Source organism: Streptomyces sp. NPDC101118, from assembly GCF_044759445.1.
Lineage (GTDB): Bacteria > Actinomycetota > Actinomycetes > Streptomycetales > Streptomycetaceae > Streptomyces.
The window spans coordinates 73330-99793 of sequence record NZ_JBIVZG010000022.1 but is presented as its reverse complement, the minus strand read 5'-3'; the positions used below and the strand labels follow the sequence as shown (position 1 = coordinate 99793).

Here is a 26464-nt window from a genome sequence, read left to right as displayed (position 1 = left end):
GCGAGTGAGGGACCGGAGTGAGGGGCGGGGGCCGGGCGCGAGTGACGGGCCGGCCGGCCCGTCACCGGACGCGGGCCAGCGTGCCCAGGTACAGCTCGATGACCTTCTCGTCGTGCAGCAGCTCCAGGCCCCCGCCGGTGTAGGCGTTGCGGCCCTGGTCGAGCACGTACCCGCGGTCGCAGATCTGCAGGCAGCGGCGGGCGTTCTGCTCGACCATCAGGACGGCGACGCCCGCGTGGTTGATCTCCTTGACGCGCTCGAAGACCTGGTCCTGGTAGAGCGGCGAGAGGCCGGCCGAGGGCTCGTCGAGGAGCAGCACGCCGGGCTCCGTCATGAGGGCGCGGGCCATCGCGAGCATCTGCCGCTCGCCGCCCGACATGGCGCCGGCCTTCTGGCCCCGGCGGGCCGCCAGTACGGGGAAGATCTCCTCGACGGCCTCGGCCCGCTCGGCGAACGCGGCGGGGCGCAGGTAGACGCCCATCCGGAGGTTCTCCTCGACCGTGAGGGCGGGGAAGACGTTCTGGAGCTGGGGTACGTAGCCCACGCCGCGCCGGACCATCTCGTGGGCCGGCCGGTTGGTGACGTCCTCGCCGTGCAGCCGTACCGTCCCGGCGCGCACGCGCAGCAGGCCGAAGACGGTCTTGGCCAGGGTGGACTTGCCGGCGCCGTTGGGGCCGATCACCCCGACCAGCTCGCCGTCGCGCACCTCGACGCTGCAGCCGCGCAGCACGTCGACGCCGGGCAGGTAGCCGGCCGTCACGCCGTCGGCGGCCAGCACCGGCGGGGGGCCGTTGGTGGTCATGGCCGGTCTCCTTCCGGGGGGCCGGGGGGTACGTCGTCCGGGGAGCCGGGCGAGGGGCCCTCGCGCGGGTCCGGCGGTTCGTCGTGGCGGCGGCCGAGGTAGGCGTCCACCACGGCGGGGTTGCGGCCGATGGTGGCGGGGGGCCCTTCGGCCACCAGGCGGCCGTCGGCCATCACCGCGACCCAGTCGCTGATGCCCATCACCACGTCCATGTCGTGCTCGACGAAGCACACGGTCATCCCCTCGTCCCGCAGCCGGGTGACGTGCCCGAGCAGGGACTGGGTCAGCGCCGGGTTGACGCCGGCCATCGGCTCGTCGAGCAGCAGCAGCACCGGGTCCGCCATCAGTGCCCGGGCCATCTCCAGGAGCTTGCGCTGCCCGCCGGAGAGGGTGCCGGCGAGCTCGTCGCGGAGCCGGGTGAGCCTGAACCGTTCCAGCAGTTCGTCGGCGCGCCGGGTACGGGCCCGCTCCTGCGGCCGCCAGAGCGGGGGCAGCAGCGCCGGCAGCAGCCGTTCGCCGCGCTGGCCGCCGGCCGCGAGCAGCACGTTCTCCAGCACGGTGAGGCGGGCCAGGGTGCGGGTGAGCTGGAAGGTGCGGACCATGCCCAGCCGGGCCACCTGGTGGGCGCGGCGCCCCTGGACGGGCCGCCCGTCGAAGGTCCAGCTGCCGGAGTCGGCCCGGTCGAAGCCGCTGACCACGTTGAAGAGCGTGGACTTGCCGGCGCCGTTCGGCCCGATCAGGGCGGTGATGGTGCCGCGCTGCACCTCCAGGTGGTCGACGCGTACGGCGGTCAGCCCGCCGAAGGAGCGGGTGACCCCGTCCAGGACGAGCAGCGGGTCCGGCTTGGCGACGCCCGGTTCGGCGCGGACGGCGGAGAGGTCAGCGTTCACCGATCAGCATCTCCTTCCGGCTGCCGAGGATGCCCTGGGGCCGGAACGCGACCAGCAGCATCAGGGCCACGCCCACGAGGGCGAAGCGGACGGCGCCGATCTCGGAGGTGCTGATCACGTCGGGGGACACGTACCCGGCGTCGATGGCCTGCCGCAGCACGCTGTCGAGGAAGGTCAGCACGAACCAGAACAGCACCGAGCCCACCACCGGCCCCAGGATCCGCCCGGCGCCGCCCAGCACGAGCAGGGTGTACAGGAAGAACGTCACGGCCGGGTCGTAGCTGTCCGGGCTCACCGACTGGACCTGGACGGCCTGGAGCATGCCGGCGACGGCGCCTATCACACCGCCGAGCACCAGGCTGGTCATCTTGTACGCGTAGACGTTCTTGCCGAGGCTGCGCAGGGCCGTCTCGTCCTCGCGGACGCCCCGGATCACCCTGCCCCAGGGGCTGTGCACGAGCAGGGCCATCAGCAGGCCGGTGACCGCCACCAGACCCCAGCCGACGATCAGCACCCACAGGTCGCGGGCGCTGAAGGTCACCCTGCCGATGCCGTAGCTGCCCGGGGCGATGGGGCTGAGGTCGTAGAAGTCGCCGGCGAAGCGCTGGAGCCCGTACACGCCGCCGGTGGTCGGCTCGGCCCAGCTCGACCGGTAGAACAGCCGGAGGGTCTCCCCCGCGGCGATGGTGGTGATGGCCAGGTAGTCGGCGCGCAGCCGGAGGGTGGGCAGGCCCAGCAGCAGGGCGAGGACGACGGCCGAGGCCAGGCCCACGAGGACGCCGGCCCACAGCGGGCCGCCCCAGGTGGCGACGGTGATGGCGAGGCCGTAGCCGCCGACCAGCATGAAGCCGACCTGGCCGAAGTTGAGCAGGCCGGTGTAGCCGAAGTGCAGGTTCAGGCCCATCGCGGCGAGCGCGTACACGGCGGCGATGGGGCCGATGCCGGAGCGGATGGCGTCGGAGATCACGACCGACCAGTCCACGGTGCCACCACCCCCTCATCCGACGCGTTCGGCGCGGCCGAGGATGCCCTGGGGCCGCACGAGGAGGACGACGATCAGGGTCAGCAGCGCCCAGGCGTACTGGAGGTCCGCGGGGAACCACAGGGTGGACACCTGGGCCACGACGCCGATGACGAGGCTGCCGACCATGGCGCCGAAGGCGGAGCCGAGGCCGCCGAGGATGATGCCCGCGAACATCAGCAGCAGCAGTTTGAAGCCCATGTCCCAGGTGACGATCTCGACCAGGCCGAAGAAGACCCCGCCGAGGGCGGCGAGCCCGCCGCCAAGCATCCACACCACGCTCACGACGCGCTTGACGTCGATGCCCGAGGCCTCGGCGAGGTCGCGGTTGTCGGAGACGGCGCGGATGGCGGTGCCGATGCGGGTCTTCTGGAGCAGGGCGGCGACGCCGAGGAGCACGGCCACCGAGAGCAGGGTGACCGTGAGGTCGCGGGGGGTGATGCCGACGGGCCCCAGGTCGTACGCCTCCTGGATGTCGTACTGGGCGTAGGAGCCGGGGCGGGTGCCGTAGAAGAGCAGCACCAGGTGGCGCAGGAACAGGGACAGCCCGATGGTGACGATGAACAGGTTGATCAGCCCGGTGCCGCGGGCGCGCAGGGGCCGCCAGATCGTCCGGTCGACGGCGGCGCCGAGGAGGACGCCGACGGCCACGGCGGCGAGGGTGGCGGGGACCAGGTGCCAGTGGGGGCCGGCCGCGGAGGCGTTCAGGAAGAAGGCCGCGGTGGCGCCGATGGTCACGAACTCGCCGTGCGCGAAGTTGATCAGGTGGATGGTGCCGAAGATCAGGGAGAGGCCGACGGCGCAGATGGCGATGATGACGCCGAACTGGATGCCGTCGAGCAGCGCTTGCAGGGCGCGCGCGGCGAACCCGGGGCCGTGCGGCACCTCCTCGCCCTGCGCGGCCGCGGACCCGGCGGCCGGAACGAGGAGCGTCAGGGCGAGTGCCGGGGGGAACAGCCGCTGGTGGCGCACGGTGCTTCCGGGGGTCTCGGACCGGCGCGGGCACGGCCGGCCCTGTGCCATCAGTTTAGGCCGAGTCGTGGGGATCGGGCGGTTGGGGCGCAGGGGGGCTGAGGTGGCCCGTTTGGAGCAGCGCGGGGTGATCAATAGGATCCGCCGGTGATCACAATGCAACGGTCGGCGGCGGCGCTGCTGAGCACTCTGCTCGCCGCCTTCCTCACCATGGGACTTCAGCCAGGCACGGCGCGCGCGGACGCGCCCGACGGCCCCGCTCCGAAGGTGGAGCTGGTGCTCGACGTGAGCGGCTCGATGCGCGCCCGGGACATCGACGGCGGCACGCGCATGGCCGCGGCGAAGCAGGCGTTCAACGAGGTGCTCGACGCGACCCCGCAGGAGGTCGAGCTGGGCATCAGGACGCTCGGCGCGACGTACCGGGGCAACGACCGGCAGGAGGGCTGCAAGGACACCCAGCAGCTGTACGCGGTGGGCCCGTTGGACCGTACGGAGGCCAAGACGGCGGTGGCGACGCTGGCGCCCACCGGCTGGACCCCGATCGGCCCGGCGCTGCTGAAGGCGGCCGACGACCTGAAGGGCGGCGAGGGTTCCCGCCGGATCGTGCTGATCAGCGACGGCGAGGACACCTGCGCGCCGCTGGACCCGTGCGAGGTGGCCCGGGACATCTCGGCCCGTGGCATCCACATCACCATCGACACCCTCGGCCTGGTGCCGGACGCGAAGACGCAGGCGCAGCTGAGCTGCATCGCGGAGGCGACCGGCGGTACGTACACCTCGGTCCGGCACAAGCAGGAACTGTCCGACCGGGTCGGTCAGTTGGTGGAACGGGCGGCGAAGCCGCAGGTGACGCCGGTGGCCGTGGAGGGCGCGGCGGAGTGCGCGAAGGCGCCCGTGCTGGCCTCGGGGATCTACACCGACCGCGAGGAGTTCGGCACCCACCGCTGGTACCGGGTGGAGGTGCGGCCCGGGCAGGAGCTGCGCGCCTCGGTGAGCGTCGGCGCGGACCGTGACGTGGCCCGCGACTACGGGGTGCTGCTGAAGGCCCTGACCGTGCACGGCCGGGAGATCGTCCGCGGGCAGGAGACGGGTGACGGCCGGACGGACGTGTTGTCGACCGGCCTGCGCTACCCGCGCCCGGAGGCCGCAGGCGCCGAGGACGGGGAGACGTCGGCCGCGGAGACCGTGTGCCTGCGCCTGAGCAACTCCTTCGCGGCGGCGCCCGGCGTGAAGACCACGCCCGGTCTGCCCGTGGAGCTGACGGTGGACGTGGTGGACGGTCCGGACGAGGCCTCGGACGTGGCCGCCTTCGGGCTGGGCCGCGGCTGGTGGCTGCTGGTGACGCTGGTGCTCTTCGGGTTCCTCGGCGGCCTCGTGTGGGGCTGGGTCTCCCGCTGGCGCGTGACGGTCTGGAGGACCAACTGATGTGGATCACACGCCTGGTGGCGTCCGGGGCGACGGTGGCCGCGCTGGTGCTCGGCCCGGTGACGGCGGCCGCGGCGGACGGCACGCCGTCCCCGTCCGCGAGTGAGGGGACGAAGGCCGGACCGACGGAGGCGGGCACGTCGTTCCGTACCGCCGTGGAGGTCGGGGCGGGGCAGCGGGCCACGGCCCAGGCCTCGGCCGGCGACTACCTGTACTGGTCGTTCGCGGCGGACGCCGGGCAGCGGCCCACGGTCAAGGCCCGGGTCTCGGGCGGCTCGGGTTCGCGCTGGCAGCTGGACGTGTACGACGGCCTGCGCCGCCGGCAGTCCTGCGTGTACGGGGCGGCCGCCCGCACCACGGAGTCCGCGGCCGGCGACACGGAGCTGGCCTGCACGCTGCGTACCGTGCGGGCGTGGGCGGAGCCGTGGGCGAACGACCCGCTGCCGGGCACGTACTACGTCCGGCTGACCGCGGTGGCTCCGACGAAGGCGGACCTCGGCGTGCCGGTGCAGACCGAGGTGCTGGTGACGGCCGCCGAGGCGGGCGGATCGGCAGCGGTGGACGGCACGCTGGCGGTGCCGCTGGTGCCGGGCATCGCGAAGGAGCCGCCGGCGGGCACCGGGGCGGAGTACCGGATGGCGAAGCTCTTCTCGGGCGAGCCGGACGACGGCTGGGCCTCGGGCTGGTGGACGGACCGCTGGCTCTGGACCGCGGCCGGCGGCGTCCTGGCCGCCGTGGCCGGCGTCTTCGGCTACCGCCTCACCAGGGGCACGGGCCGCCCGTCGCACCTCCCGCCGGCCGCCTGAGGCGACCGGCACGACGAACGCCCCCGGCCCGCCGCATTCGCGGCGGGCCGGGGGCGTCGGTGTTCCGTGGCGGGTCTTCCGCGTTCCGTCGCGGGTCTTCCGCGCCTCAGGACCCGTCGGACTCCGGGTTCAGCCGGAGGGAGATCGAGTTGATGCAGTAGCGCTGGTCCGTGGGGGTCGGGTAGCCCTCGCCCTCGAAGACGTGGCCCAGGTGGGAGCCGCAGCGGGCGCAGCGGACCTCCGTGCGGATCATGCCGTGCGAGGTGTCGGCCAGCAGTTCGACCGCGTCGGAGTCCTTCGGGTCGAAGAAGGACGGCCAGCCGCAGTGGGACTCGAACTTCTCCGTGGAGCGGAAGAGCTCCGCCCCGCAGGCCCGGCAGGCGTAGACGCCGGCCGTCTTCGTGTCGGTGTACTCACCCCGGAAGGCCGGTTCCGTGCCGCCCAGCCGCAGCACCTGGTATTCGGACGGGGTGAGCTCGGCCTGCCACTGCTCGTCCGGCTTCTCCACCTCGTACGGCATGACGTGCGCTCCCTCAGTTCGCCAGGCGGGCCAGGCCGTCCAGGATGGCCGGCCCCAGGTCGGTCACATCGCCCGCACCCATGGTGAGAACGAGGTCGCCCGGCTTCGCCATTCCCGCGATGACCTCCGGCACGGCGTTCTTGTCGTGCTGGGCGGTCACGTCGGCGCCCGCGGCGCGCGCGGCGTCGATGATCAGGTCGCTGGTGACGCCCGGGACCGGGTCCTCGCGGGCCGGGTAGATGTCCAGGACCACGGAGGAGTCGGCGAGGGCGAGGGCCTGGCCCATCTCCTTGCCCAGCTCCTGGGTGCGGGAGAAGAGGTGCGGCTGGAAGACCACCAGGATCCGGGAGTCACCGGCGGCGCCGCGGATGGCCTCCAGGTCGGCGGCCATCTCGGTGGGGTGGTGCGCGTACGAGTCGATGACCTGGACGCCCGCGGCCTCGCCCTTGAGCTGGAGGCGGCGCTTGACGCCGGTGTACTTGCCGAGCGCCGAGGCCAGGCCGTCGGCCGGGATGCCGAGGGCGATGCCCGCGGCGAGGGCGGCGACGGCGTTGTGCGCGTAGTGGCGGCCGGGCACGGAGACCGTGAAGGTCAGCGGACAGCCGTCCAGGACCACGGTGACCTCGCTGGTCAGACCGCGGGGGGTGATGTCGGTGATCTGCACGTCGGCCGTCGCGGACTCGCCGTACGTGACCACGGTCAGGCCCTTGGTGCCGGAGACCCGGCCGGCGATCTCGACGGCGCCCGGCTGGTCGGCGGAGACGACCAGGGTGCCGCCGGGGACGACCTTGCCGACGAACGTCTCGAAGGAGGCGTAGATCTCCTCCATCGAGGCGTAGTTCGCGTGGTGGTCCAGCTCGGCGTTGAGGATGATCGCCACGTGCGGGTCGTACTTGTGGAAGCTGCGGTCGCTCTCGTCCGCCTCGGCCACGAAGATGTCGCCCTCGCCGTGCTGGGCGTTGGAGCCGGGCGCGTCGAGGTCGCCGCCGATGGCGTACGAGGGGTCCAGGCCCAGCGCGCCGAGGGAGACGGCCAGCATCGAGGTGGTCGTGGTCTTGCCGTGCGTACCGGCGACGGCGATCGCGCGCAGCCCGTCCATCAGGGAGGCCAGCGCGTCGGAGCGGTGCACCACGGGGATGCCGAGCTCGGCGGCGCGGGCCAGTTCCGGGTTGTCGGCGCGAATGGCGCTGGAGACGACGACGCAGGTGGCGTCGGGAGCGAGGTGGCCGGCGGCGTGCCCGATGTGGACCGTGGCGCCCAGGGCGCGCAGCGCCTCGGCGGTCGCGGACTCCTTGGCGTCGCTGCCGGCCACCGTGGCGCCGCGCTGGGCGAGGATCTTCGCGATGCCGGACATGCCGGCGCCGCCGATGCCGATGAAGTGGGGCCGTTCCATGGCGGTCGGCAGGCCGGGCGGCGTCATACGGGATCTCCCAGGTGCGGTGCGGTGCGTGCGGTGCGGTGCGGTACGGGTCGGCGCGGGGCGCCGCCCGCCAGCTTATTCGTTGTGGGCGAAGAGCTTGAGCACCGGAACGCCGACCTTGTGGCGTGCCCGGGAGGCCCAGTCGCGGTGGAAGAACTCCTCCACGAAGTGCGGTGCGGTCAGGACGATCACCTCGTCGGCGCCGGTCTCCTCGACCACGGACTGCAGCTTGTCCAGCGGATGGTCCTCGACGATCTGCCCGACGGCCTCGCTGCCCTTGTCCCGCAGGGCCTGGAGCGAGTGGGCGAGGGCCTTCTCGGCCGGGCCCCGCGCCTGGTCGCCCTCAGGCTCGTCGCCCTCCTTGATGGCCTCCGGCAGCTCGCCGAGGGCGACGTCGTCGATGGCGCGCAGCAGCCGGTCCTGGTCGCCCCGGGGCTGCATGAGCACGACGAACGAGACCGGGTCGTCTCCGTGCAGGGTGGTGACGAAGTCCACGTCTACGGGTGTCAGAGGCTTCTCGATCATCAAAACGCTCGTGAACACGGACGCCCTCTCCTTCATGGGCCGTGGCGGCCCCTGCGGAAACCATCCTGCCCCGCTGTGGCACGGGGCTGCGCAGGTAAGTGTGCCCAGCCGAAGCTAAGCGGAACGACAAATTCCGATCTCGCTCAGATCCGACGGTAGCGGGTGAAAAGGAACCCGGCCTCCTCCAGCAGGGCGGCGAGTTCGAGGCGGTGCGGTACGGCGACGGACGGGCCCGACGCGATCCGCTGGGCGGCACCCGCCGTGAGCGTCGGGGACACGGTCAGGCACAGCTCGTCCAGCACGCCGGCGGCCACGAACTGGCCCAGCAGCCGGGGCCCGCCCTCGGTCAGCTGGCGCCGCAGCCCGCGCTCCGCCAGCACGGCCACCGCACGGGCCGGGTCCACGCCCGCGCCGTCCCCGGCGAACAGCACCTCGGCCCCCGCCTTGCGGGCCGCGGCCACCCGGTCGGCCGGTGCCGCGGCCCCGGTCAGCACCAGGGTGGGCACCAGCGGCGAGGTGAACAGGGGGAGCGAGAAGTCCAGCTCCAGGCTCGCGCTGATCACGGCGATGGCCGGGGCCGGGCCCTGGCCGGCGGCGGCCCGGCGGGCGGCGAAGGCCTCCCGGGCGCGCGCGGGCCGGTACCCCTCCAGCCGAACCGTTTCCGCCCCGACCACCACCACGTCGGCGAGGGCCCGCAGCATGCCGAAGACCCGCATGTCGGTGTCGCTGGAGATGGGCTGGGAGCGGCCCTCGTGCTGGGCGGCGCCGTCCAGGCTGGAGACCATGTTGGCCCGCAGCCAGTGCGCGGGCGCACCGGGAAGGGCCCCCGCGCCCGTGCCCGGGGTTCCCGCCTCCGGCGCCGTGCCCGGGGCCGCCCCCGCGCCCGGGGCTCCCGCGGCGGCGTCGCCCGCCAGTACGGGATACGCGTAGGCGTCCGCCAGCTCGTCGAGCCCCCACTCCCGGTCGCTGGTCTCGGCTGTCTGATCGGTCACAGGGAACAGGCGTCGCATGCGGTGCAGTGTGTCACGCCCCGTAGAGTTGAGTGCTGTGTCGACCTCCCTCTCCGCGACCGGGCGGAGTCAGATAGCCGAGGCGGGCCCGCAGTCACTCTGCGCCCGCGAGCCGCACGTGCCCGCCGAGCGGCTGGTCGCCGAGATGGTGCCGCCGCCGCGGTTCGACTCCGTGCGCTTCTCGACGTACAACCCGGACCCGAACCAGCCCAGCCAGGCGCAGGCCGTCACCGTGCTCGACGCCTTCGCCGCCGGTCTGGGCGGGGCGCACGCCTCCGGCGGCGGCAAGCGGCGCTGGTTCGCCCGCAAGCCCGCCGCCCCCACCGGCCCCCGCGGCGTCTACCTCGACGGCGGCTACGGCGTCGGCAAGACGCACCTGCTGGCCTCCCTGTGGCACGCCACCCCCGCCGCCCCGGAGTACAAGGCCTTCGGCACCTTCGTCGAGCTGACGAACCTGGTCGGCGCGCTCGGCTTCCAGCAGACCGTGCGCACGCTCAGCGAGCACCGGCTCCTCTGCATCGACGAGTTCGAGCTCGACGACCCGGGCGACACGGTGCTGGTCTCCACCCTGCTCGGCAAGCTGGTCGAGGCGGGCGTGGCGCTCGCCGCGACCTCGAACACCCTGCCGGGCAAGCTGGGCGAGGGCCGGTTCGCCTCCGCGGACTTCCTGCGCGAGATCCAGGGGCTGTCGGCCCACTTCCGGCCGCTGCGCATCGACGGCGAGGACTACCGCCACCGCGGTCTGCCGGAGGCGCCCGCCCCGTACTCCGACGAGCAGGTCGCCAAGGCGGCGTACGCGACCGAGGGCGCCAGCCTGGACGACTTCCCGCACCTGCTGGAGCACCTCGCGCGGGTGCACCCCAGCCGGTACGGCGCGCTCACCGAGGACATAGCCGCGGTCTGCCTCACCGACGTGCAGCCGGTGCCCGACCAGTCGACCGCGCTGCGCCTGGTGGTGCTGGCGGACCGGCTCTACGACCGCGAGATACCCGTGCTGGCCTCGGGCGTGCCGTTCGACCGCCTGTTCAGCGAGGAGATGCTGGCCGGCGGGTACCGCAAGAAGTACTTCCGGGCCATATCCCGGCTCACCGCGCTGGCGCGCGACGCGAAGGGGCTCGTCTCCCCGTAAAGCGGCCGCGATCCCAGTAGGTTTGGCCCGGTCGGGACCGAATGGCCCCGGCCGTACAGCCTTGTCTGCCTGAAGGGATGCAAGCACCATGGCCGCCACGCGTCACGCACACGCCGTCTGGGAAGGCGATCTGCTCAAGGGCAAGGGCGAAGTCTCGCTCGACTCCTCGGGCCTCGGCACCTACCCGGTCTCCTGGCCCGCCCGCACCGACGAGGAGGCGAACGGCCGGACCAGCCCGGAGGAGCTCCTCAGCGCCGCGCACTCCGCCTGCTACAACATGGCCTTCTCCAACATCCTGGCCAAGGGCGGTACGCCGCCCACGAAGCTGACGACGAAGGCGGCCGCCACCTTCGTGCCCGGCCAGGGCATCACCGGCATCCACCTGACCGTCGAGGGCGAGGTGCCCGGCATCGACGCGGACGCCTTCGCCGCCGCGGCCGAGGACGCCAAGAAGAACTGCCCGGTCAGCCAGGCGCTGACGGGTACGACGATCACGCTCGACGCCAAGCTGGTCTGACGGGCGGACCCGGAGGCGGCCGGCGGCCGGCGGTCGGTGACGGCCCGCCGCCGACGGCGGCCGGCGGTCGCCGACTGGTCCGACCGGCCGCACTTCCCGGGCGACTTCCCGGACGGGTGACCCGCATGAACCGCCGCGCGCCGTGCGCGTGGTACCACATTCGGGTCATTCCTCCCCTCCACCCGCCGGGAGTTGCACCGTGGAAGCGACCCGACGCCAGATCCTCGCCGGGGCGGGGGCCATCGCCTTCGCCGGAGCCGTGGCCGAACTCCTCGGGAACGCACCGGGCGCGGCGTCGGACGGCACCGCGGCGGGCTCCGGCACCGAGCCGGCCACGCGCACGGGCACGGGCACGGACACGGACACGAACCCGGCGGCGGGCACCGCGGCCCGCACGGACACCGGCTACGGCCCGCTGGTGCCCGACCCGCGGGGCCTGCTCGACCTCCCGGCCGGCTTCCGCTACACCGTGCTCTCCCGCACCGGCACCCCGATGCGCTCCGGCGAGGGCCCGGTGCCCTCGCACTGCGACGGCATGGGCGCCTTCGCCGCACCGGGCGGCGGCCTGCGCCTGGTGCGCAACCACGAGAACAAGCCCACCGCCGAGTTCCCCGTCCCGCACGTCCCCGGTCTGGTGTACGACCGCGGCGGCCGGGGCGGCTGCACGGTGCTGGACCTCGGCCCGGGCGGCGCCGTGACCGGCGAGCGGGTGGGCATCGCCGGCACCGCGTACAACTGCTCGGGCGGCCCCACCCCCTGGGGCACGTGGCTGACCTGCGAGGAGAACGAGGACCGGGCCGGCACCAACGGCTACGAGGAGGACCACGGCTTCGTCTTCGAGGTCGACCCCGCCGACCCGCACCGCACCGGCGCCGTACCGCTGACCGCACTCGGCCGCTTCCAGCACGAGGCCGTCGCCGTCGACCCGCGCACCGGGATCGTGTACGAGACGGAGGACGCCTTCGAGCGGCCCTTCGGCCTCTTCTACCGCTTCCTCCCCCACCGCCCCGGCGGCGGCACCGGCTCGCTGCGCGCCGGCGGGCTCCTCCAGGCCCTGCGCGTGCCGGGCGTGCCCGACCTGTCGGCCGTCGCGGAGCCGGGCACCCGCTTCGACCGCGTGGAGTGGGTGACCGTGCCCGACCCGGGGGCCCGCCGGACGCCGGTCCGGCTCCAGGACTTCGGGCCCCGCGGCATCACCCACGCGCAGAAGCTGGAGGGCTGCTACCGCACCGGCCGGTACGTCCACTTCGTCTCCAGCTTCGCCCGCAGCCGCGAGGGCTCCGCGGCCGACCACTCCGGCCAGGTGTGGCGGTACGACCCCGAGCACCGTTCCCTGACGCTGGTCGTGGTCTTCGGGCCGGCCGCGGACACCGCGCTGCCCGGCGAGTCCCCGGACAACATCTGCCTGGCACCGGGCGGCCGGCTCATGGTCTGCGAGGACGGCGACGGCGCCCAGCACGTGTACGCCCTGACCCCCGCCGGCACCGTCTTCCCGGTGGCCCGCAACGCCCAGAACACCGGCACCGCCGCGCAGCCTGCCTACGGCGAGTTCTCGGGCGTCACCTTCTCCCCGGACGGCACCACGATGTACGTCAACTGCTACGCCCCGGGCACCACCTTCGCCGTCACCGGCCCCTGGGCGTAGGCCCTGTCTCGTCGATCATGTGTCGAGCCGGACGAGTGGGCCGGCGGCCCCACGGGCGGACCGCCCGCGCGGCGTCAGAAGGGGAGGCACGCCCTGGGGGCGGCTTCGAAGAGCGGGCGTAGCGCCGCCAGCAGGCGGGCGCCGAGGGCGTCCCGGGAGGATTCCGTGTCCGGACGGTGGTCCTCGAAGCCGGTCCAGTCGACCTGGCGGAGGACGTTCTCGAACATCCCGAGGTTCAGCGGCTCGTTCGGGTGGCCCGGCCACTCGTCCGCCTCGCGCAGGACCGTCTCCAGGAGCCCGAGCGGCATCGCGCACTCCTCGGCCTCGGCGAGCAGGACGGCGTCGTAGAGGTCCTTGGCCTGGGGGTACATGTCGCAGCTCAGCCACATGAGCTTCCAGGCCAGGGACAGTTCACGGTCCGCCGCCAGAACGCGGACGCCCGCGACCTCGGCGGGCCGGGGCGGAGTCGGCAGGCTTTCCTGAAAGACGAAGTCGAGCTGGACCTGACCGCCCGGGAGGCCCGGGGCGGTCCACGGGAGGACCAGCCGGTGGCCGGGCACCCGCTCGTACGTCCAGATGTACTCGGACACGGCACCGGCCGCCGAGATCGACAGGCCCGTGCCGCGCTCCTCGGCCAGCCGCTCCGCCGCCTCGGCGATGCCGTCGAGCAGGGCGCGGGTGCGCGGCTCCTCGATGCGCCAGGTGTCGGGGACGACGACGAAGTCGATGTCCTTGGGCGCTCGGGCGGCCGGCCCGAACCAGGCCGACATCAGCATGCTGCCGCGCAGCACGAGGGAGTCCGCCCACGGCGATCCGGCGACAGCCGCGAGCACGAGGTCGAGCGCCGACCGGCGGGCCTGCTGCCAGCGCGCCCGCAGCGCGGGGTCCTCGACCACACCGTCGCCGGGCCGGTACGCCTCGTCGAAGTGCTTGAGAGCCGGGTCGAAGACCCGGTGCCGGGCGGCGGCGTCGCCGATGCCTGCGGTCAGGGTGTGCGGCAGGTCGTTCTTGCGGTGCACGTAGTCGGAGCGGGGCTCCGTACGGCTGTCCGGCGCGTCCGGGATCGACGGCACCCACGGCTTCTCGCTCATATGATCTCCTCCAGCCATCCCTCGTCCACCGACAGATCGCTGTCGGACAGCACGAACTCCCGCTCCTGCGCCACCACTTCGTGCCCGGCGGCGGCCAGCTCCGCGACCAGCGCGCCGCACGCCCGGCCCGCCGCGTCGGCCGGGCCGGGATGCCGCTGGGTCACGAAGCGCTCGTGCCACCCGTCCGGACCCGGCAGCGCCCGGCGGGCGTTCCACGAGACATGGGCGCCGTGCGGGATGACGAGCGCTTCGAGCGCGGCACGGTCGTACCGGGCGGGCAGCGCCAGCTTGAGGTGGTGCTCGTAGTAGCCGCCGCCCCGGCCCGCGGGCTCCTCGCTCCACGGCACCGTCTCGACCTTGACCCGCACCGGCTCGAACCCGTCGGCCCGCAGCGCGGCCACGACCGCCGGATGGCTCGTGCGGTCCGGCAGCGTCAGCATCGGCTGGACGGGCATGCGGCCCCGGGCGAGGACGATGGTGGTGACCTTCAGCCCCCGCTCCGCCGCCCACCCGCCGAGCCGGGCCCGCTCCCCCTCGGTCCCGCAGCGGACCGTCACATGCGTCTCGTGGATCTCGTACACCCGGGCGAGTCTGGCACGCGGTGCGCGAGCGCCTCACCCCGGTTTCCGGCCGGGGCGGAAACGGTCCGCGGGCTCACCCGGCCGGGGAGACCGGAGCGAGCCCGGCATGATCGGCAAGACGCCCCCAGGCCCTGTCCTTCGGATCACGCCGGGGCCGCTGCCGTGGCCGACTCGCGGTTCCGGGCGGCGGGGCGGAGGATCGTACGGATCGGGAGGACCGTACGGGAGTGGCGGGAAGGGGTGCGCCGTGGGCAAGAAGGACGCGGTCGGGAAGCGGGGCGTGGCGGGGAAGGGTGCCGGGGGCGGGAAGGGCCCCGGGGGCGGTAAGGGCGGTAAGGGCGGTATGGGCGCCGGGCGGGCCGGGGGCGGCAGGCAGGCCGGAGGCAGCGAAAAGGCCGGGGGCGTGCGGGAGGCGTTGCGGCTGCGGCCCGGGAAACCGGTGGAGCTGGCCGCCTTCGATCCGGCGGGCATGCCCGTCGGGCCCGCCGGCAAGGCCGCCGGGAACGCCGCCACCGCCCTGCTCGGCGAGCGGCTGGCCGGACTGCAGGAGCGGCTGTACGCGGCGAGCACCGCGGGCGACCGGCGCCGCCTGCTGCTGGTCCTCCAGGGCATGGACACCTCCGGCAAGGGCGGCACGGTCAAGCACGTGATCGGCCAGTTCAACCCCTCCGGCTGTCGCATCAAGGCCTTCAAGGCGCCGACCGAGGAGGAGCGCGGCCACCCCTTCCTGTGGCGGATCGCCCGGGCCCTGCCCGCGCCCGGCGAGATCGGCATCTTCGACCGGTCCCACTACGAGGACGTGCTCATCGGCCGCGTCCGCAAGCTGGTGCCGCGCTCCCGGCTGGAGCGCCGGTACGACCAGATCAACCACTTCGAGGAGACCCTCGCCGAGGACGGGGTCACCGTCGTCAAGGTGTTCCTGCACATCGGGTACGAGGAGCAGCGCGCCCGGCTCCTGGAGCGCCTCGACAACCCCGAGAAGCACTGGAAGTTCAACGCGGGCGACATCGACGAGCGCGCCCTGTGGCCGGCGTACCGGAAGGCGTACGAGCTGGCGCTGGAGCGGTGCGGGACGGATGCGGCGCCCTGGTACCTCGTACCGGCGGACCGCAAGTGGTACCGCAACTGGGCGATCAGCTCGCTGCTGCTGGAGCATCTGGAGGAGCTGCACCCGGAGTATCCCCCGGGCGACTTCGACGTCGAGGAGTGCCGCAGGCGCCTGCTTGCCACATAGTCATATATTTTGCCTGCGTGACCTTTTCTGTACGAAAAGTAGCGGCCGTCGCCGCTCTCAGTGCCGCCCTCGCGGGATGCGGGGGCGGCACCGGTTCCTCCGGCACCGGAGCCCCGGGTACCGGCGCCCCCTCGGCCGGCCGGGCCGCCGCCGCGGCCCCGTCCGCCGCCGCCCCCGCGCAGCCCTCGCCCGGGCGCCCCTCGGCCGGTGCCTCCGGGGCGCCCCGGCCGGCGGGTTCGCACCCGGCCCAGGCCCCCGCGGCTCCCGCCCCCGGCAAGGCACCGACCCTCGCCCCGGGACCAGGCGGCCTGACCCCGGTCTTCGCCCGGGCCGTGAACACCGCCGACAAGGTCGTGGCCCTCACCTTCGACGCCGACATGACGGCCGACCAGGGCCCGCGCGCCCGCGGCGGCGAGCGCTTCGACAACCCGCCGCTGATCGCGGCCCTGCGCCGCCTCAAGGTGCCCTCGACGGTCTTCATGACCGGCCGGTGGGCGGAGGAGTACCCGGACCAGGCCAGGTCGATCGGCACGGACCCGCTCTTCGAGATCGCGAACCACTCGTACAGCCACTACGCCTTCAAGGAGCCGTGCTACGGGCTGCCCGCCCTCGACACGGCCGCCGCCCGCGCCGACGTGGACCGCGCCTTCGAGGCCTTCCGCAGGGCCGGCGCCCGCAACACCGTCCCGTACTTCCGCTTCCCCGGCGGCTGCTACGACGACGACGCGCTCCGCGCCCTGTCCGTCGCCGGCGTCACGGCCGTGCAGTGGGACGTGGTCAGCGGCGACGCCTTCGCCAAGGATCCGGTGGCGGTCGCCGAGCAGGTCGTCGACGGCGTGCGGCCGGGCTCGGTGGTGGTCATGCACTGCACCCGCAGCGCGGCGCCGGTCACCGAGGCCGCGATCCGGCGGATCGTGCCGGAGCTGCGCGCCCGCGGCTACCGCTTCGTCAAGGTCTCGGACCTGGTCGGCAGGTAGCCCGCCCGGGGCGACGGGACGGCCGGCAGGGCCCCGCGGCACGGCCTGGCAGACTGGGTGGGATGAGCAGCCAGCACACCACCCAGCCCCCGGCGGTCGGCGCCGACAGCCCCTTCCGCCCCGCCTCCGCCCGGGACGAGGCGCCCCAGTTCGTCCTGCCGCTGGTGGTCCGCATCGAGAAGGCCGAGCCGCCGGCCCGCACCGACGCGCTGGAGACGGCGGCCCGCGCGGTGCTGGTGCTGCTGACCGACGAGCGGGCGCACGGCGAGGGCGAGTGGGCCCGGGCGGTGCGGGACTGGCAGGACGCGCGGATCCGCAAGGTCGTGCGACGGGCGCGCGGCGCGGAGTGGCGCAAGGCCGAGGCCCTGCCCGGCATCACCGTGCACGGTGACGTGTCACAGGTGAGGGTGTTCCCGCCGGTGCCGCTGGACGGCTGGCCGAAGGAGCTGGTCAAGCTCCAGGTGTCCGGCACGGACCTGGACGACCCGGCCCCGCCCGCCGTGCCCGCGCCGGGCACCCCGGTGCTGTGGCTCAACCCGGACCTCGACATGTCCGCGGGCAAGGCGATGGCCCAGGCCGGGCACGGCGCGCAGCTGGCCTGGTGGGCGCTGGGCGGCGCGGAGCGCCGGGCCTGGCGGGAGGCCGGGTTCCCGCTGGCGGTGCGGACCGCGCCCGAGGAGCGCTGGGCCGCGCTGACGGGGTCCGGACTGCCCGTGGTCAGGGACGCCGGGTTCACGGAGATCGCGCCCGGCTCCTGCACGGTGGTGGCCGAGCACCCCGCGCTGCCGGGCGCGGGACGCCCGTAGGACGGTCTGCCGGACGCCCGTACGACGGCTGGCCGGGCACCCCCGTACGCCGGCCGGCCGGGCACCCGTGCGACGGCCTGCGGGGCGCCCGTGAGAGGGTCCCCGGGACGCCCCTGCGGGGGCCGGCGGGACGCCCGTGCGACAGCCTCGGCACGCACCGCGCGGATAAGCGCGAAGTAAGGAACCTCAAATGTTCCTCTGAACGTCCCCGTCCCTGGATTGGTGCCGCACCATCGGGGCCATGACAGCGTCACGGACCACGGTGACGAAGGAGGGGGACATGAAGCCCATGACACGCCTGGGGGCGGGCATCGGCTGGCGGCCGGAGATCGCAGACGCGATCGAGCGGCTGCCGGAACTGGACTGGGTCGAGGTCGTCGCCGAGAACATCTGCCCCGGCCACCTGCCGGAGCCGCTGGTACGGCTGCGGGAGCGCGGGATCGTGACCGTGCCGCACGGGGTGTCTCTCGGCCTGGGCGGCGCGGAACGGCCCGACGCCGGGAAGCTGGCCGACCTGGCCGCACGGGCGGAGGCGCTGGGCGCCCCGCTGGTGACCGAGCACATCGCGTTCGTCCGGGCCGGGGGCGCCCTCACGGCCTCCCCGCGGCTGGAGGCGGGGCACCTGCTGCCCGTCCCGCGCACCCGGGACGCGCTGGACGTGCTCTGCGAGAACGTCCGGATCGCGCAGGACGCGCTGCCGGTGCCGCTGGCGCTGGAGAACATCGCGGCCCTGTTCTCGTGGCCGGAGGACGAGCTGACGGAAGGGCAGTTCCTGGCGGAGCTGGTCGCGCGCACGGGGGTGCGGCTGCTGGTCGACGTCGCCAACCTGCACACCAACCACGTCAACCGCGGCGAGGACCCCCTGGCGGTGCTGGACGCGCTGCCGCTGGAGGCGCTGGCGTACGTGCACGTCGCGGGCGGCGTCGAGCGGGACGGGGTGTGGCACGACACCCACGCGCACCCGGTGCCGGAGGCGGTGCTGGAGCTGCTGGGCCGGCTGCGGGAGCGGGTGGACCCGCCGGGCGTGCTGCTGGAGCGGGACGACGACTTCCCGCCGGAGGCCGAGCTGGTGTCCGAGGTGGCCGCGATCCGCGGTGTGCTGTCCCGCCCGCGCGCCCTGTCCCTGGCCGGCCGCTCCGGTACGGGGCTCCCGGCGGAGGGCACGGAGCGCGTGGCCGGCCCGACGCGCCCGGCGGGCACGGCGCCGGCCCGGCACCCGGAGGGCACCGCCCCGGCGGACCGCACGGCGCCGGCCCGGCCCGCGGCGGGCCCCCCGCGGGAGCCGGCCCGGCACCCCGCCGGTGCCGTGCCCGAGGACGCCGCCGCCCTGCCGGAGGCGGAGACCGGCGGGGACACCGCCGCCCCGCCGGAGGACACCGGCGCCGGGCCCGCCCGGCAGCGGCTCGCGGTGGCGCAGACCGCCGTGCTGTCCGCGCTGGTGGCCGGCACCCCGGTGCCCGAGGGATTCGACGCGGCCCGGATGCGCGTCCAGGCGCGTGCGCTGGCCGGCAAGCGGGCCGGGGTGGTCGCCAGGGTGGCCCCCGAACTCCCCCGGATCCTCGGGGAGGTCCCGTACCGCAGGGCGTTCCTCGGCTACGCCAGGACGCGCCCGATGGCCGGCGGCTACCGCCGCGACGCGCTCGACTTCGCCGAGCACCTGCTCGCCGCCGGCACCCCGGCAGACGACCGGGCCCGGCGGGAGCTGACCCGGTGGTGGCACGACCGCACCGGGGCGAAGCCGCCCGGCCGCCTCACCCGCATCGTCCACCGCCTCGCGCCCCGGCGTCCGGCGGGGAGGGGAGTCTCGTGAACGTCCTCGCCGTCCTCGTCTGGGCCGCCGTGATCGGCTCCACCACCGTGCTGGCCGTCGCGGTCCGGCGCCGCCGCGGCAGCGCCGGCGCCACCCCGGCCGTGCTGCACGACCTCACCGAGGTCGCGTTCCTGGCGGGCGGGCCCCGCCGGGTCGTCGACACCGCGCTCGTCGGGCTCTGCTACGACGGCCGCATGATGATCGGCGGTCCCGGCATCGTCCAGGTCCGCTCGGGGGCCCGCGCCGCCGACCCGGTGGAGCGGGCCGTCCTGGCCGCCCACCAGGCGGCGCCGAGCGGGGCGTTGCAGTGGCTGCGGCTGACGGCCGTACGCGACCCCGCCGTGCAGGAGACCGGCGACGCCCTCGCCGCGCGGGGGCTGCTGTCCGCGCCGGGCGAGGGCGAGGCGCTCAAGCGCTGGGCGCTCGCCCACACGCTGGTGTGCCTGTTCATGATGCCGGTGGCCTTCTTCGTGACGGTGGCCCAGTGGGCGTCCACGACCGACCCGTACGTGTACGAGTTCGACGTGCCGTTCTTCGTGCTGGCCGCCCCCGCCCTGTTCCTCGGCTTCGTGGCGGGCGCGTTCCTGCGGGTGAAGGCGGCGCCGAGGATCACCGTCGCGGGTGCGGCGGCCCTACGGGCCTTCACCGTGGCCAACGTCTCGGCCACCGACCCGCAGGTGCTGGTGGCGCTGAACGGGCCCCGGCGGCTGCCCGACCCGCTGCTGCGCGCCCAGCTGCTCCAGCCCCTGGGCGCCGTCGCGCGGGGCGGCCGGCGGGGGCGGGCCGGCGGCGGCTCCCGGCACCCGCACCCGTCCTCCTGCGGTTCCGGCACGGAGGCCGTGATGGTCTGGTGCTCCACGGGCGACGCGGGCGGCGGCTGGGGCACCTCCTGCGGGGCGTCCGGGTCGAGTTGCGGGTCCTCGGGGTCCGGCTGCGGGTCGTCCGGGTCCAGTTGCGGTTCGTCCGGCTCCAGTTGCGGGTCGTCCGGGTCCAGCTGCTCGTCGTCCAGCTCGAGTTGCGGCAGTTCTTCCGGTTCGAGCTGCGGAAGCAGCAGTTCCTGATCACAGGTCCGTCACGAGCGGCTCACACCTTCGGTCCGGACCGCGCGACCGGGGACGGGGGCGGGTAGAACGGCCGCCATGTTCTGGGTCCTCTTCCTCCTGCTCGCCTGGGCCGGGGCCCTGGGGTCGTGCACCCGTCTGGTCAGGGCCGCGACCGAGGCCGCCGGTCCGGGCGACGGGTCACCCGCCGGGCCGGACCGCACCGGCCCGCACGACGACGGGCCCGGCGAGGTCCCGCTGAGCCTGTACGAGGCCGCCTACCTGGCCGGCGGGCCGCAGCGGGTGGCCTTGCTGGCGCTGCTGGCCCTGCACGGCCGGGGGAGGCTGCTGCTGGCCCGTACCGGCTGGGCCACCGTCGTCGACCCGGTGGGCCGGGACGAGGTGGAGCGGTCGGTGCTGGGGGCCTTCGGGCCGGACGGCCGGTCGGCGGTGGCGGCGGTCCGCACCGCCGCCGCGGGCGCCCCGCCGGTGCGCGCCCTCGGCGAGCGGCTGGGCCGGGCCGGCCTGGCGGTGCCGGAGGCGGCCCGGCTGGGGGTCGCGGAGGCGGTGCGCCAGGTGCAGGGGGCCACCCTGCTGGTACTGGCGCTGGGCGCGGCGGCGGTGCTGATGCCGGCGCCGGGTGCCGACCAGGTGCTGGTCGTGTGGTGGTTCGCGCTGCCGCTGGTGCTGACGGTCAGCTGCCTCGGGATCGCCCGCTTCGAGGCCCACCCGTACACGCCCTGGGCGTCGCCGGCCGGTCAGCGGCTGCTGGCGGGTCTGGACCGGGAGCGGGAGCGGGAGGACGAGCGGGGCTACCTGACGGCGGTGGCGGTACGGGGGCTGTCGGCGGTGCGGGACCCGGACCTGAGGGCGGCGCTGTCGGGCGGACGGGGAGCGGGGGCGGCGCATCGGGGTCATTGAGCCCCGACACCCGGGCCGCGTCCTTTACTTCACCCACAGGCCCCCGAATCATCCCATTGTCTGACGGATCGTCCGACGGGATGAGAAGGGGCTGCCGATGCGGGAACCCGTCCGGTACGCGGCCGCGGCCGCGGTGCTCTCCCTGGCCCTCGCCGTTCCGGCGCCCCCGGCCCACGCCGCCGCCCGCCTTCCGTCGGAGATCGCCGGCACCTCAGCGGAGATCGCCGGCACCTCCCCGGAGGCCGGCCGGGCCTCCCCCGAGGCCGCCGGTGCCGCGCTCGCCGCGCGCCGCGCCGCCGCGGCCGGTCTCTCCTTCGGCCGCTGCCCGGCCGTCGAGGACCTGCCCGACCGGGTCCGGTGCGCGCTGCTGCGGGTGCCGCTCGACTATGCACGCCCCGACGGTCCGTCACTCACCCTCACCGTGAGCCGGATCCGGGCGGCCGGCCCGGCCGCCGCCCGCCAGGGCGCCCTGGTGTACAACCCGGGCGGCCCGGGCGGCTCCGGCATGCACTTCCCGCTCCTCGCGGACCTGCCCGAGTGGCGGCGGACCGCCGCCGCCTACGACTTCGTGGGGTACGCCCCCCGCGGGGTGGGCCGCTCGGCACCGCTGTCCTGCCAGGACCCCGCGGAGTTCGCCCGCTCCCCCACCCAGGTCCCGGCCGTGCCCGGCACCGCGTACAAGACGGCCCGCCGCGCGGCCGCCCGTGCCTACGCGCGCGGCTGTGCCCGGTCCGCCGGCCCGGCCCTGCGGCACTACTCCACCCTCGCCAACGCGCGGGACCTGCACGTGCTGCGGGCCGCGCTGGGCGAGCGGAGGCTGAACTTCCTCGGTGCCTCGTACGGCACGTACCTCGGGGCCGTCTACGCGTCGCTGCACCCCTCGTACGTACGGCGGATGGTCTTCGACTCGGCGGTCAACCCCGATCCGCGGCGCGTCTGGTACCGCAACAACCTCGACCAGTCCCTGGCCTTCGAGTCGCGCTGGCGGGACTTCCGCGCCTGGGTGGCCCGGCACGACCGCACGTACCGGCTGGGCAGCACGCCGGAGGCGGTCGGGGAGAGTTACGAGCGGGTGCGGGCGGCGGTGGCCCGGCAGCCGGCGGGCGGTCTGGTCGGCACCGGCGAACTCCAGGCCGCGTACCTCGGGACGGCGTACTACGACGACGTGTGGCCGGCGCGGGCGGCGGCGCTCGCCGCCTTCCTGCGCGGGGACCCGGGCCCGCTGACCGAACAGGCGGCTCCCGGTCCGGCGACGGCGGCCGCGGACGAGAACGCCACGGCCGTCTACACGGCGGTGCTGTGCAACGACGCCCCCTGGCCGGCCGCCTGGCGGACCTGGGACCGGGACGGCACCGCGCTGGCCCGCAGGGCCCCGTTCGAGACCTGGCCGAACGTCTGGGTGAACCTGCCGTGCGCCTCCTGGCCCGCGCCCCGCCGGCCGGTGACGGAGGTGCGCGCCCGGCCCGGCGCGCTGCCGCACACGCTGGTGGTGGCGGCCGAGCGGGACGCGGCGACCCCGTACGCGGGGGCGCTGGAGCTGCAGCGGCGGCTCTCCGGCGCGGCCCTGGTGACCGAGCGCGGCGCCGGCTCCCACGGCGTGGTGGGCGGCCGGAACGGCTGCGTGGACCGCCACGTCGAGCGGTACCTGCTGACGGGCCGGATCCCGGGGTGGCGGGTGGCGTGTGCGCCGCATCCGGAGCCCGCACCGGTGTCGCTGGACTACCGGGCGGCAGGCGCCCCGAGGGGCGTGCTGCCGCCGGCCGTCTGAACTTCCGGGCGGGTCCGGCTGCGTCGTTTCGGGGGCGGGCCCCCCGATCCGCCGGAGGCAGTCATCCTCCGGCCCATCCCCCCTGGGGAGGTCAGGCGAGTCCGTCGACCAGGTCGGCGACGGACTTGCGGCGCCCGGTGAAGAAGGGCACCTCTTCACGGACGTGCATGCGGGCCTCGGAGGCGCGCAGGTGGCGCATGAGGTCCACGATCCGGTACAGCTCGTCGGCCTCGAAGGCCAGCAGCCACTCGTAGTCGCCGAGGGAGAAGGAGGCGACGGTGTTGGCGCGCACGTCCGGGAAGCCACGGGCCATCTTGCCGTGGTCGGCGAGCATGCGGCGGCGGTCCTCGTCGGGCAGCAGGTACCAGTCGTACGAGCGCACGAACGGGTAGACGCTGACGTAGTCGCGGGCCACCTCGTCGGCCAGGAAAGCCGGGATGTGCGACTTGTTGAACTCGGCCGGGCGGTGCAGGGCCATGTTCGACCACACCGGCTCCAGCGCGCGGCCGAGCTTCGTGCGGCGGAAGAGGTTGTAGGCGGTCTGCAGCTCGTCCGCGGTCTCGGCGTGCCACCAGATCATGACGTCCGCGTCGGCGCGCAGGCCGGAGACGTCGTAGGTGCCCCGGACGGTGATGTCCTTGGCGGCCAGCTGGTCGAACAGCTCCTGCACCTCGTCGGCGTAGCCGGCGCGGTCCGTCGGGAGCACGTCCTTGAGCTTGAAGACGGACCACAGGGTGTAGCGAATGACCTCGTTGAGGTCCTTGGCCTTCTTCCCCGCGTTGGGGATCTTCTCTGGTGCAGTCATGCGCCTATTGTCCCGCGTCCTGATCCGTGCTCTGCGTCAGGGTGCCCATGATCGCATCGACGGCCGTGCCGGCACTGGCGATGCAGGCCGGGACGCCCACTCCGTCGTACACCGCACCGCACACGGCGAGGCCGGGTACGGCGGCCACGGCGGCCCGGATCCTGGCCACCCGGGCGAGGTGCCCGACGGGGTACTGGGGCAGGCCGCCGTCCCAGCGGGTGACGGTGGAGGCGACCGGGCGGGCCGCCAGGCCCACGGCGTCGCCGAGGTCGGCCAGGGACACGTCGACCAGCTCGGCGTCCTCACGCTTCAGGTCGGCCTCGTCGCCGTGCCGGCCGACGGAGGTGCGCAGCAGGAACAGGTCCGGGTCGGCCTCGGCGGACCAGGCCCACTTGTTGCTGCTGAAGGTGGAGGCCTTGATCGTGCGGCCCTCGGCGTGCGGGACGAGGAAGCCGCTGCCGGTGACGGCGGGGGGCAGGCCGGTACGGCGGAAGGCCAGGGTGACCAGGGCCATCGAGGCGTACTCGACGGCGTCCAGTTCGCCGGCGGCGGCCGGGGCGGCGGTGCGCAGCAGCCGGGCGGCGGGCCCGGCGGGCACGGCGAGCACCACGGCGTCGGCGGTCAGCGCCCCGCCGCCCGCGGTGGTCACGCGCCAGCCGCCGTCGGGGAGCCGGTCCAGGGCGGAGACGGGGGTGCCGGTGCGCACGTCGGCGCCGGCGGCGCGCAGGGCGTCGGCCACGGCGAGCGGGAGGCGGCCGACGCCGCCGGCGAGGCCCTGGAAGACCGGGCCGGTGGCGGCCGCGCCGATCAGGGTCGTGGTGGCGGCGGCGTCCCCCTGGACCGCGCGGACGCTCTCGGCGAGCGTGCGGTGGGTGCGGGCGGCCTCGTACAGCTTCGGGACGGCGGCGCGCAGCGAGACGCGGTAGGCGTCGCCCGCGTAGACGCCGCCGAGCAGCGGCTCGACGAGCCGGTCGACGAGTTCGCGGCCGGCGCGGGCGGCGACGTACTCGCCGACGCCGATGTCCTCGCCGACCTCGGTCGGGGGCAGTTCGGCGTCCTGGGCCACCCGGGCGAGGCCCTCCTCGGAGAGCAGGCCGGAGGCGCGCAGCAGGCCGACGTCGCCGGTGGCGCCCATGACGTGGCCGCGGGGCATCGGCAGCAGCGTGCCGCGGGTCCACAGCGCGGCACTGGCGGTGGCGGGCGGCTGGAGGGCGTCGCCGAGGCCCACGGCGCGGGCCAGCTCCACGGCTTCGGGGCGGCGGGCGAGCAGCGACTCGGCGCCCAGGTCGACCGGGGCGCCCGCGAGCTCGCCCGCGTACAGCTTCCCGCCGAGGCGGTCCCCGGCCTCCAGGAGGGTCACGCGGACGCCCTCGCCGGTGAGGCGGTGGGCCGCGGCCAGGCCGGAGATGCCGCCGCCGATGACGACGACGCGGCGCGGCCGGCCCGGCTCCCGGCCTTCCGTCCCGCTTCGTCCCGTACGCGTGTCCGCTTCTCGCATGGGGCCATCGTCTCATTTCCCTTACCGAGGCCGGACCGTGACCGGTTCGGGACCGCCCGGCGGCAACCCGGGGCGGGTGCCGCCACGTCGAACCCGTGCAGAACGACGGACCACTACCTCGGGGATGGCCAAGATGCGCGCAGCCGCGACCGCACGACGACGTACCGCCCTTGCGCTGGCGGCCCTGTCCCTGTCGGGGGCGCTCGCGCTCACCGGCTGCGGGGCCTCGGACGGCATGGGCGGGGCCGCCAAGAGCGGCGACATGTCCGACGGCGCGCGGCGGGAGGCGGCGCCGGGGGCGGTCGCGCCCGGCGCGGACGAGAAGGGCGGCACCGGGAGCGCCGGGAGCGCGGTCACGAAGGGGCCGAAGTCGCCCGCGGTCCGCCCGCAGATCATCCGTACCGCCCAGCTGTCGGTGCAGGTGAAGGACGCGGCCGGGGCCCTGGCGTCGGCCCGCGCGGCCACCGTGGCCGCGGGCGGCTACGTGGGCAACGAGACCACCCGGCGCGACGTGTTCGGGGACGGCGGCTCCGCGCTGGTCTCCGAGGTGACGCTGCGCGTGCCGGCCGAGCGGTTCGACGGCCTGCTCGGCTCGCTGGAGGGCGGCGGGAAGCTGCTCAGCCGCAAGGTGTCGGCCCAGGACGTGACCCAGCAGGTGGTGGACGTCGAGAGCCGGGTGAAGTCGCAGCAGGCGAGCGTGGCGCGGGTGCGGGCGATGATGGACCGGGCCGGCGAGCTGAGCGACGTGGTCATGCTGGAGGGCGAACTGAGCCGCCGTCAGGCGGAGCTGGAGTCGCTGCTGGCGCAGCGGGACGCGCTGAAGGACCAGACCTCGCTCGCCACCATCACGCTGGAGCTGACCGAGCCGCAGGCTCGGCACGCGGGCGGAGAGGAGGACGAGCCCGGATTCCTGGACGCCCTGTCCGGCGGCTGGGACGCCTTCCTCGCGGTGCTGCGCTGGATCGCGCTGGTGCTCGGCGCGGCGCTGCCGTTCCTGCTGGCCGCCGGCGTGGTGGCGCTGGCGGTGACGGCGGTACGGCGCACCGCGCGCCGGATCCGGCCGGCAGCCCCCGCGGCGCCGGCCGGGCCGACGGCCCTGCCGGAACCGGCTGCCGGGGCCGGCGGGCCCGTCAAGGCGGACGTGCCGGCAGCCCGCGGCGCGGCCGACGGCGCCCCCGAGGTGACGGATCCGGCGCGCCCCGGACAGGACTGAACCCGCCTGCGCCCGTAGCGTGTTCGCAGGACACCGGC

25 protein-coding genes are annotated in these 26464 nt (G+C 75.0%); 13 read left to right on the top strand and 12 right to left on the bottom strand.

The annotated features are described in order from the left end of the window. Positions 1 to 61: 61 nt before the first annotated feature. From ACIQUQ_RS28980 to ACIQUQ_RS28965, 4 genes are read right to left on the bottom strand one after another with little or no spacing between them, the layout of a single operon-like run. A complete protein-coding gene (locus tag ACIQUQ_RS28980) occupies positions 62 to 802 on the bottom strand; it encodes an ABC transporter ATP-binding protein (RefSeq protein WP_403981636.1) in 741 nt (246 codons plus the stop codon). Further along, positions 799 to 1692, bottom strand: coding sequence for an ABC transporter ATP-binding protein (locus ACIQUQ_RS28975; protein WP_403981634.1), 894 nt, complete (start codon positions 1690 to 1692; stop codon positions 799 to 801). Before ACIQUQ_RS28975 ends, ACIQUQ_RS28980 begins: the two co-directional genes overlap by 4 nt. After that, positions 1682 to 2674, bottom strand: a complete 993-nt coding sequence (locus tag ACIQUQ_RS28970; RefSeq protein WP_403981632.1) for a branched-chain amino acid ABC transporter permease — start codon at positions 2672 to 2674, stop codon at positions 1682 to 1684. Before ACIQUQ_RS28970 ends, ACIQUQ_RS28975 begins: the two co-directional genes overlap by 11 nt. A gap of 15 nt (positions 2675 to 2689) precedes the next feature. After that, complete coding sequence (locus tag ACIQUQ_RS28965) at positions 2690 to 3685, bottom strand: branched-chain amino acid ABC transporter permease (protein ID WP_403981629.1); 996 nt, start codon at positions 3683 to 3685, stop codon at positions 2690 to 2692. A 147-nt stretch (positions 3686 to 3832) separates the two neighbouring features. On the opposite strand from ACIQUQ_RS28965, the gene ACIQUQ_RS28960 reads away from it, so the two are divergent. Beyond that, positions 3833 to 5110 carry a VWA domain-containing protein gene (locus ACIQUQ_RS28960; RefSeq protein ID WP_403981627.1) on the top strand — a complete coding sequence of 426 codons (1278 nt, stop codon included), beginning with the start codon at positions 3833 to 3835 and terminating at the stop codon, positions 5108 to 5110. Further along, on the top strand, positions 5110 to 5916 hold the full coding sequence (locus ACIQUQ_RS28955; protein WP_403981624.1) for a hypothetical protein: 807 nt from the start codon (positions 5110 to 5112) through the stop codon (positions 5914 to 5916). Before ACIQUQ_RS28960 ends, ACIQUQ_RS28955 begins: the two co-directional genes overlap by 1 nt. A 106-nt stretch (positions 5917 to 6022) precedes the next feature. On the opposite strand, the gene msrB is transcribed toward ACIQUQ_RS28955, so the two are convergent. The 4 genes from msrB to ACIQUQ_RS28935 form a co-directional block, all read right to left on the bottom strand. After that, positions 6023 to 6436, bottom strand: coding sequence for a peptide-methionine (R)-S-oxide reductase MsrB (gene msrB / locus ACIQUQ_RS28950; protein WP_403981623.1), 414 nt, complete (start codon positions 6434 to 6436; stop codon positions 6023 to 6025). Between the two features lie 13 nt (positions 6437 to 6449). Next, positions 6450 to 7856, bottom strand: coding sequence for a UDP-N-acetylmuramate--L-alanine ligase (gene murC / locus ACIQUQ_RS28945; RefSeq protein WP_403981620.1), 1407 nt, complete (start codon positions 7854 to 7856; stop codon positions 6450 to 6452). 75 nt (positions 7857 to 7931) lie between these two features. Continuing rightward, positions 7932 to 8399: an indole-3-glycerol phosphate synthase gene (locus ACIQUQ_RS28940; RefSeq protein WP_399952436.1), complete on the bottom strand. Its 468-nt coding sequence runs from the start codon at positions 8397 to 8399 to the stop codon at positions 7932 to 7934. Between the two features lie 125 nt (positions 8400 to 8524). Beyond that, entirely contained in the window at positions 8525 to 9391 is an 867-nt protein-coding gene (locus ACIQUQ_RS28935) for a pyrimidine reductase family protein (protein WP_403981617.1), read from the bottom strand. Here ACIQUQ_RS28935 and zapE point away from each other — a divergent pair. From zapE to ACIQUQ_RS28920, 3 genes are all read left to right on the top strand, one after another. Beyond that, the gene (gene zapE / locus ACIQUQ_RS28930) at positions 9390 to 10520 is read left to right on the top strand and encodes a cell division protein ZapE (RefSeq protein WP_403981614.1); all 1131 of its coding nucleotides are present in this window, start codon (positions 9390 to 9392) and stop codon (positions 10518 to 10520) included. The genes ACIQUQ_RS28935 and zapE overlap by 2 nt on opposite strands. A gap of 88 nt (positions 10521 to 10608) precedes the next feature. Then, positions 10609 to 11037 carry an OsmC family peroxiredoxin gene (locus ACIQUQ_RS28925; RefSeq protein ID WP_399952426.1) on the top strand — a complete coding sequence of 143 codons (429 nt, stop codon included), beginning with the start codon at positions 10609 to 10611 and terminating at the stop codon, positions 11035 to 11037. Positions 11038 to 11236: 199 nt separating this feature from the next. Further along, on the top strand, positions 11237 to 12682 hold the full coding sequence (locus ACIQUQ_RS28920; RefSeq protein WP_403981610.1) for an alkaline phosphatase PhoX: 1446 nt from the start codon (positions 11237 to 11239) through the stop codon (positions 12680 to 12682). Positions 12683 to 12756: 74 nt separating this feature from the next. On the opposite strand, the gene ACIQUQ_RS28915 is transcribed toward ACIQUQ_RS28920, so the two are convergent. Then, entirely contained in the window at positions 12757 to 13773 is a 1017-nt protein-coding gene (locus tag ACIQUQ_RS28915; protein ID WP_403981607.1) for a nucleotidyl transferase AbiEii/AbiGii toxin family protein, read from the bottom strand. Continuing rightward, entirely contained in the window at positions 13770 to 14345 is a 576-nt protein-coding gene (locus ACIQUQ_RS28910) for a hypothetical protein (protein ID WP_403981736.1), read from the bottom strand. The genes ACIQUQ_RS28915 and ACIQUQ_RS28910 overlap by 4 nt, the downstream gene beginning before the upstream one ends. Before the next feature lie 352 nt (positions 14346 to 14697). On the opposite strand from ACIQUQ_RS28910, the gene ACIQUQ_RS28905 reads away from it, so the two are divergent. The 7 genes from ACIQUQ_RS28905 (at position 14698) to ACIQUQ_RS28875 (ending at position 22910) form a co-directional block, all read left to right on the top strand. Next, complete coding sequence (locus ACIQUQ_RS28905) at positions 14698 to 15588, top strand: PPK2 family polyphosphate kinase (protein WP_403981733.1); 891 nt, start codon at positions 14698 to 14700, stop codon at positions 15586 to 15588. A gap of 17 nt (positions 15589 to 15605) precedes the next feature. Next, positions 15606 to 16565 (top strand): polysaccharide deacetylase family protein, encoded by a 960-nt coding sequence (locus ACIQUQ_RS28900; protein WP_403981605.1) that lies wholly within the window; start codon positions 15606 to 15608, stop codon positions 16563 to 16565. Between the two features lie 62 nt (positions 16566 to 16627). Next, entirely contained in the window at positions 16628 to 17371 is a 744-nt protein-coding gene (locus ACIQUQ_RS28895; protein WP_403981602.1) for a peptidyl-tRNA hydrolase, read from the top strand. Positions 17372 to 17660: 289 nt separating this feature from the next. Beyond that, entirely contained in the window at positions 17661 to 19181 is a 1521-nt protein-coding gene (locus tag ACIQUQ_RS28890; RefSeq protein ID WP_403981731.1) for a DUF692 family multinuclear iron-containing protein, read from the top strand. Beyond that, entirely contained in the window at positions 19178 to 20242 is a 1065-nt protein-coding gene (locus tag ACIQUQ_RS28885) for a TIGR04222 domain-containing membrane protein (protein ID WP_403981599.1), read from the top strand. Before ACIQUQ_RS28890 ends, ACIQUQ_RS28885 begins: the two co-directional genes overlap by 4 nt. 78 nt (positions 20243 to 20320) lie before the next feature. Continuing rightward, positions 20321 to 21142, top strand: coding sequence for a TIGR04222 domain-containing membrane protein (locus ACIQUQ_RS28880; RefSeq protein ID WP_403981596.1), 822 nt, complete (start codon positions 20321 to 20323; stop codon positions 21140 to 21142). Positions 21143 to 21239: 97 nt separating this feature from the next. After that, positions 21240 to 22910, top strand: coding sequence for an alpha/beta hydrolase (locus ACIQUQ_RS28875; RefSeq protein ID WP_403981593.1), 1671 nt, complete (start codon positions 21240 to 21242; stop codon positions 22908 to 22910). Positions 22911 to 23001: 91 nt separating this feature from the next. Here the strand turns inward: ACIQUQ_RS28875 and hemQ are convergent, their stop codons facing one another. Both hemQ and hemG read right to left on the bottom strand, forming a co-directional pair. Beyond that, positions 23002 to 23715 (bottom strand): hydrogen peroxide-dependent heme synthase, encoded by a 714-nt coding sequence (hemQ, locus tag ACIQUQ_RS28870; protein ID WP_399952393.1) that lies wholly within the window; start codon positions 23713 to 23715, stop codon positions 23002 to 23004. Positions 23716 to 23719: 4 nt separating this feature from the next. Next, positions 23720 to 25213, bottom strand: a complete 1494-nt coding sequence (hemG, locus tag ACIQUQ_RS28865) for a protoporphyrinogen oxidase (protein ID WP_403981590.1) — start codon at positions 25211 to 25213, stop codon at positions 23720 to 23722. 133 nt (positions 25214 to 25346) lie between these two features. On the opposite strand from hemG, the gene ACIQUQ_RS28860 reads away from it, so the two are divergent. Continuing rightward, a complete protein-coding gene (locus ACIQUQ_RS28860) occupies positions 25347 to 26426 on the top strand; it encodes a DUF4349 domain-containing protein (RefSeq protein ID WP_403981588.1) in 1080 nt (359 codons plus the stop codon). The last annotated feature ends 38 nt before the right edge of the window (positions 26427 to 26464 follow it).